The organism is Roseomonas rosulenta (genome assembly GCF_016106005.1).
Classification (GTDB): Bacteria; Pseudomonadota; Alphaproteobacteria; order Acetobacterales; family Acetobacteraceae; genus Neoroseomonas; species Neoroseomonas rosulenta.
In genome coordinates, this window is sequence record NZ_JACADR010000298.1 from 1 (window position 1) to 5,081 (window position 5,081).

At 71.8% G+C, this 5,081-nt stretch carries 8 protein-coding genes; all 8 read left to right on the forward strand.

What is annotated here, in order from left to right:
- Positions 1-641 (forward strand): triose-phosphate isomerase (gene tpiA / locus HW578_RS22565; RefSeq protein ID WP_198372963.1); only part of this gene is annotated, 641 nt, incomplete at its 5' end.
- A gap of 35 nt (positions 642-676) precedes the next feature.
- The gene (gene secG, locus HW578_RS22570) at positions 677-991 is read left to right on the forward strand and encodes a preprotein translocase subunit SecG (protein WP_198372964.1); all 315 of its coding nucleotides are present in this window, start codon (positions 677-679) and stop codon (positions 989-991) included.
- Between the two features lie 87 nt (positions 992-1,078).
- Positions 1,079-2,713, forward strand: a complete 1,635-nt coding sequence (locus tag HW578_RS22575; RefSeq protein ID WP_198372965.1) for a CTP synthase — start codon at positions 1,079-1,081, stop codon at positions 2,711-2,713.
- Positions 2,714-2,859: 146 nt separating this feature from the next.
- On the forward strand, positions 2,860-3,681 hold the full coding sequence (kdsA, locus tag HW578_RS22580; protein ID WP_198372966.1) for a 3-deoxy-8-phosphooctulonate synthase: 822 nt from the start codon (positions 2,860-2,862) through the stop codon (positions 3,679-3,681).
- Entirely contained in the window at positions 3,659-3,880 is a 222-nt protein-coding gene (locus tag HW578_RS22585; protein ID WP_198372967.1) for a hypothetical protein, read from the forward strand. Before kdsA ends, HW578_RS22585 begins: the two co-directional genes overlap by 23 nt.
- Positions 3,877-4,119: a hypothetical protein gene (locus HW578_RS22590; RefSeq protein WP_198372968.1), complete on the forward strand. Its 243-nt coding sequence runs from the start codon at positions 3,877-3,879 to the stop codon at positions 4,117-4,119. The genes HW578_RS22585 and HW578_RS22590 overlap by 4 nt, the downstream gene beginning before the upstream one ends.
- An 84-nt stretch (positions 4,120-4,203) precedes the next feature.
- Positions 4,204-4,506 (forward strand): hypothetical protein, encoded by a 303-nt coding sequence (locus HW578_RS22595; protein ID WP_198372969.1) that lies wholly within the window; start codon positions 4,204-4,206, stop codon positions 4,504-4,506.
- 219 nt (positions 4,507-4,725) lie between these two features.
- Positions 4,726-5,081, forward strand: a 356-nt coding sequence (locus tag HW578_RS22600) for a hypothetical protein (protein ID WP_198372970.1), incomplete at its 3' end; no start/stop codon positions are given.

Genomic DNA, 5,081 nt, shown 5'->3' on the forward strand with positions numbered 1-5,081 from the left:
CCGAGCTGGTGGTCTGCCCGCCGGCCACGCTGGTCGCCGCCGTGGCCGCGGCCCTGGCCGGCACGCCGGTCGCGGTGGGCGGGCAGGACTGCCACGCCGCGCCCAAGGGCGCCCATACGGGGGACATCGCCGCGCCCATGCTGGCCGATGCGGGGTGCCGCTTCGTCATCCTCGGCCATTCCGAGCGCCGGGCCTCCTACCGCGAGACCGACCCGACGGTGCGCGCCAAGGCCGAGGCCGCCATCGCCGCCGGCCTCACCCCCATCGTCTGCGTCGGCGAGCCCGAGGACGACCGCCTGCTCGGCCGGGCGGAGGAGGTGGTGGCCGACCAGCTCGCCGGCAGCCTGCCGGCGGGCTTCGGCGCCGCGGGGGGCGTGGTCGCCTACGAACCCGTCTGGGCGATCGGCACCGGGCGGACCCCGACCGAGGCCGACATCGGTGCCATGCACGCCATGATCCGCGCGCGGCTGGTCGCGGCCTTTCCGGGGCAGGGGGCGACCCTGCGCATCCTCTATGGCGGGTCGGTCAAGCCGGGCAACGCCGCCGCCATCCTCGCGCTGCCCAATGTCGACGGGGCGCTGGTGGGCGGGGCGAGCCTGGTCGCGGAGGATTTCCTGGCGATTGCGCGGGCCGCGGGCTAGCCCTCGCCCCCGCGTCTCGCTAGATACGCGACGCCATGACCACCGTCCTGCTCGTCCTCCATCTCTTCGTCACCCTTGCCCTGATCGGCCTGGTGCTGCTCCAGCGCAGCGAGGGCGGCGGCCTGGGCATCGGCTCCTCCGGGGGCATGGGGTCGTTCATGAGCGGGCGCGGCACGGCCAACCTGCTGACCCGCGGCACCGCCATCCTGGGCACGCTATTCTTCGTGCTGGCTCTGACGCTGGCGCTGCTCAACCGCGGGGCGTCGCACCAGAACCGCTCGATCCTCGATTCGCCGCCCCCGGCGAGCGCGCCCGCCGCGCCGGCCCTGCCGGCCGTGCCCACGAACTAGCCGCTTTTCAACCACTTGCCGCCGCGCGGCCGCCCCGCATCCGGCGCGGGTGGCGCATCCGCGCGCGCGGGTCTAAGGAGGGCGCCCATGGCGCGGTTCGTCTTCATCACCGGCGGCGTGGTCTCCTCCCTCGGCAAGGGCATCGCTTCCGCATCCCTCGGCGCGTTGCTGCAGGCGCGCGGCTACAAGGTCCGGCTGCGCAAGCTGGACCCCTACCTCAACGTCGATCCTGGCACGATGTCGCCCTACCAGCATGGCGAGGTCTATGTGACCGACGATGGGGCGGAGACCGACCTCGACCTCGGCCACTACGAACGCTTCACCGGCGTGGCGGCCCGCAAGGCCGACAACTGGACCACGGGGCGCATCTATTCCGACGTGATCGCCGCCGAGCGGCGCGGCGACTACCTGGGCGGGACGGTGCAGGTGATCCCGCACATCACCGACAAGATCAAGGAAGTCATCCAGGCCGAGACCGACGGCTACGACTTCGTCCTGGTCGAGATCGGCGGCACGGTCGGCGACATCGAATCCCTGCCTTTCCTCGAGGCCATCCGCCAGCTGGCGAATGAACTGGGCCCGCAGCGCTCCCTGTTCATGCACCTGACGCTGGTGCCCTACATCGCCTCGGCCGGCGAACTGAAGACCAAGCCGACGCAGCATTCGGTGAAGGAACTGCTGGGCCTGGGCATCCAGCCGCAGATCCTTCTCTGCCGGTCCGACCGGCCGATCCCGGAGAACGAACGGCGCAAGATCGCGCTGTTCTGCAACGTGCGCCCAGAATCCGTGATCCCGGCGTTGGATGCCAGCACGATCTACGAGGTGCCGCTCGCCTATCACCGCGAGGGGCTGGACCAGGAAGTGCTGCGGCTGTTTGGCCTGTCGGCCTATGGCGAGCCCGACATGGGCCGCTGGGAACGCATCGTGCAGTCGGTGAAGCAGCCCGAGGGCGAGGTCACCATCGCGGTGGTGGGCAAGTACACCAACCTGCTCGATGCCTATAAGTCGCTGAGCGAGGCGCTGGCCCATGGCGGCATGGCGCACAACGTGAAGGTCAACCTCGACTGGGTAGACAGCCAGATCTTCGAGAACGATGCCGAGGCGGTCGCGCGGCTTGAGAAGGTCAACGGCATCCTGGTGCCCGGCGGCTTCGGCGAACGCGGCACCGAGGGCAAGATCGAAGCCGTGCGCTTCGCGCGCGAGAAGAAGGTCCCCTTCTTCGGCATCTGCTTCGGCATGCAGATGGCGGTGATCGAGGCGGCGCGGAACCTGCTCGGCATCAAGGGCGCCTCCAGCACGGAATTCGGCCCCTGCGCGGAACCGGTGGTCGGGCTGCTCACCGAATGGCTGCGCGGCAACGAGGTCGAGCGCCGCGCGGCGGCCGGGGATCTTGGCGGAACCATGCGCCTCGGCGCCTATCCGGCGGCGCTGGCGGAGGGATCGCTGGTGCGCGAGGTCTATGCCGACACGCCCACCATCCACGAACGCCACCGCCACCGCTTCGAGGTGAATGTCGCCTACAAGGACCGGCTCGAGGCGGCGGGGCTGCGCTTCTCCGGCATGTCGCCCGACGGCGTGCTGCCCGAGATCGTGGAATACTCGGACCATCCCTGGTTCATCGGCGTGCAATACCACCCGGAGCTGAAGTCGAAGCCCTTCGAGCCGCATCCGCTGTTTGCGGGGTTCGTGGGGGCGGCGGTGAAACAGGCGCGGCTGGTGTGAGCCTGCGCTGTGCTTGCCTTGCGGATCGCTTGGCGTTATAGGAATAACATCACAGGACATTCCTACGCCCGCCGCGCGGCCCTGCCGGTCCCAAAGCGCTGAAGTCCTAAAGTGGCGCGGATCGCCGCGCCCTCCCGGAGTGGTCCATGCGTCACGTCTCCCTCGGCTCCGTCACCCTCGGCAATGACCTGCCGCTGGTCTTCCTTTGCGGCCCCTGCCAGATCGAATCCCGTGCGCATGCGCTGGAGATGGCGGCCGCGCTGAAGGAGATCTCGACCGCCGCCGGCGTGCCGCTGGTCTACAAGTCGTCCTACGACAAGGCGAACCGCACCTCCGTGAACGCCGCGCGCGGCATCGGCATGACGGAGGGCCTGGCGATCCTGGCCGAGGTGCGCGAGGCCACCGGCCTGCCGACCCTGACGGACGTCCACGCCCCCGAGCAATGCGCCCCGGCCGCCGAGGCGGTGGACGTGCTGCAGATCCCGGCCTTCCTCTGCCGCCAGACCGACCTGCTGATCGCGGCCGGGCAGACCGGCCGCGCCATCAACGTGAAGAAGGGGCAGTTCCTCGCACCCTGGGACATGAAGAACGTCGCCGCCAAAATCGCGAGCACGGGCAACGAGAACATCCTGCTCTGCGAGCGCGGCGTCTCCTTCGGCTACAACACGCTGGTCGCCGACATGCGCTCCCTGCCGATCATGGCGCAGGCCGGCTATCCGGTGGTGATGGACGCGACGCATGCCGTGCAGCAGCCGGGCGGGCAGGGGACGTCCTCGGGCGGGCAACGCGAATTCGCCCCGGTGCTGGCGCGCGCCGCCGTGGCCGTGGGCGTCGCCGCGGTCTTCATCGAGACGCATCCCGACCCCGACCACGCGCCCTCCGACGGGCCGAACATGATCCCGCTGCGCGAGATGCCGGCACTGATCGCGCGGCTCAAGGCCTTCGATGCCCTGGCGAAGTCCGGCTGATCCGCTGCTCTGGCGGCGCGGCCTGAAGCGAGGCGACCGCCGTGCCATCGCGTGCGTCCTGGCCGGCGTGGTGATCGGGCTGGCGGGCCATGCCCTGCTCGAACGCCGCGCGAACGACGTGCCAGCCGTGACGCTGTTCGTCATCGCGCTGTGCGGAGCTGCCGGCTGGTTCCGCGCGCAGGGCGCCAACCCGCCATGAGCCGCCCGCCCGGCCTGCCCCCGGCGCCGCGCCGCCCCATCCCGGCGCTGCTGATCCTGGCCGCACTCGCGCTGGTACTGTGGTGGTCGGTGCCCGCGGCCCTCGCCACGCTGCGCCTGTCCGGCTGGCATCCGGAGACGGTGGTCGTCGTGCTCGGCGCGCATGCGATGCTGCTCGGCGCCTTCGGCTGGATCGCCTGGCTGTTCTGGGCGGCGCGCCGGCCGGGAGATGGCGGGTAGCGCCGCGTCCGCGGCGGCGCGCACCGCTGGCAAGCCTTCCTTCACCCCGCCTCGGCACTGTGCGCCCGGTCGCGCGGGGGCAGCATGCGGATCACCTACCTGGCGGATGGAACGCCGGTGCCGGACTTTGAACGCGGCGACCTGGTGCGATTGCTGCGCGACGAGCCCGGCGAACCCGTCACCGCGCAGGCCGGCGAATGGGGCATGGTGCTGCGCAACCGGGGCGCCGGCGGCGTCGATGTGCGCCTGGCCGGCCATTCGCGCCCGCGCACCGCGCCGATGCCCGTCGCCATCGGCCTGCCCCCCAGCCTGCTCGTGCCCTGCGACCGCCACGGGCTGCGCATCGATCTGCAGCGGGACCTGCGCCAGGCCCGCCGCCGAGGCTGAGAAAGCGTTCCGGCCATGTGCCCTGCGGCGCGATCTGCCACCCGGCACCGGCCCACGTCCCATCGGGGATACGCTAGCCTGCGGCGCTGGGCTTGGCCGGTGCCGGGAGTCTCACGCGGTCTCGGACCCCAAGCCCTCGTGACCCGGCCCCCGATTGCGGGACGCGCCGGAATCGGGAGACTGGCGGCGCCCAGGCCCCCTGCCGGAGTCCCCCATCCCATGCGCCGTGGCCTCCTTGCTGTCCTTGCCCTGCTGCCGGTGATCGGCTGCGCCCCCCTCCCGCCCACGGCCCAGGGCCCGGCGGTGGAGCATGCCCGGCTGGTGGTGGCGGCGGATGGCGCCATCGGGCGGATGCTCGACCACCTTGCGGCGCGCGAGCGGGTCGAGGTGGAACAGGCCGCCTCGCTGCGCTTCGCTGCCGCGGCTTCCGTCACGCGCGCGCTGCCGCCGCCGGCGACCCCGGCAGCGGGCGCCGTGCTCGACCCGGGGATGGACCTGGTCGTCATCGAGGCCCAGCGCCTGGCCGCGCTGGCTGGCGGCGCCGCCCCAGGCGGCGATGCCGAAGCCGCCGCCGC

What these genes read in the sequence shown, in the direction of transcription:
- secG (WP_198372964.1), top strand. Translation starts at nt 677, where the DNA reads ATGACCACCGTCCTGCTCGTCCTCCATCTCTTCGTCACCCTTGCCCTG.
- HW578_RS22575 (WP_198372965.1), top strand. Translation starts at nt 1,079, where the DNA reads ATGGCGCGGTTCGTCTTCATCACCGGCGGCGTGGTCTCCTCCCTCGGC.
- kdsA (WP_198372966.1), top strand. Translation starts at nt 2,860, where the DNA reads ATGCGTCACGTCTCCCTCGGCTCCGTCACCCTCGGCAATGACCTGCCG.
- HW578_RS22585 (WP_198372967.1), top strand. Translation starts at nt 3,659, where the DNA reads ATGCCCTGGCGAAGTCCGGCTGATCCGCTGCTCTGGCGGCGCGGCCTG.
- HW578_RS22590 (WP_198372968.1), top strand. Translation starts at nt 3,877, where the DNA reads ATGAGCCGCCCGCCCGGCCTGCCCCCGGCGCCGCGCCGCCCCATCCCG.
- HW578_RS22595 (WP_198372969.1), top strand. Translation starts at nt 4,204, where the DNA reads ATGCGGATCACCTACCTGGCGGATGGAACGCCGGTGCCGGACTTTGAA.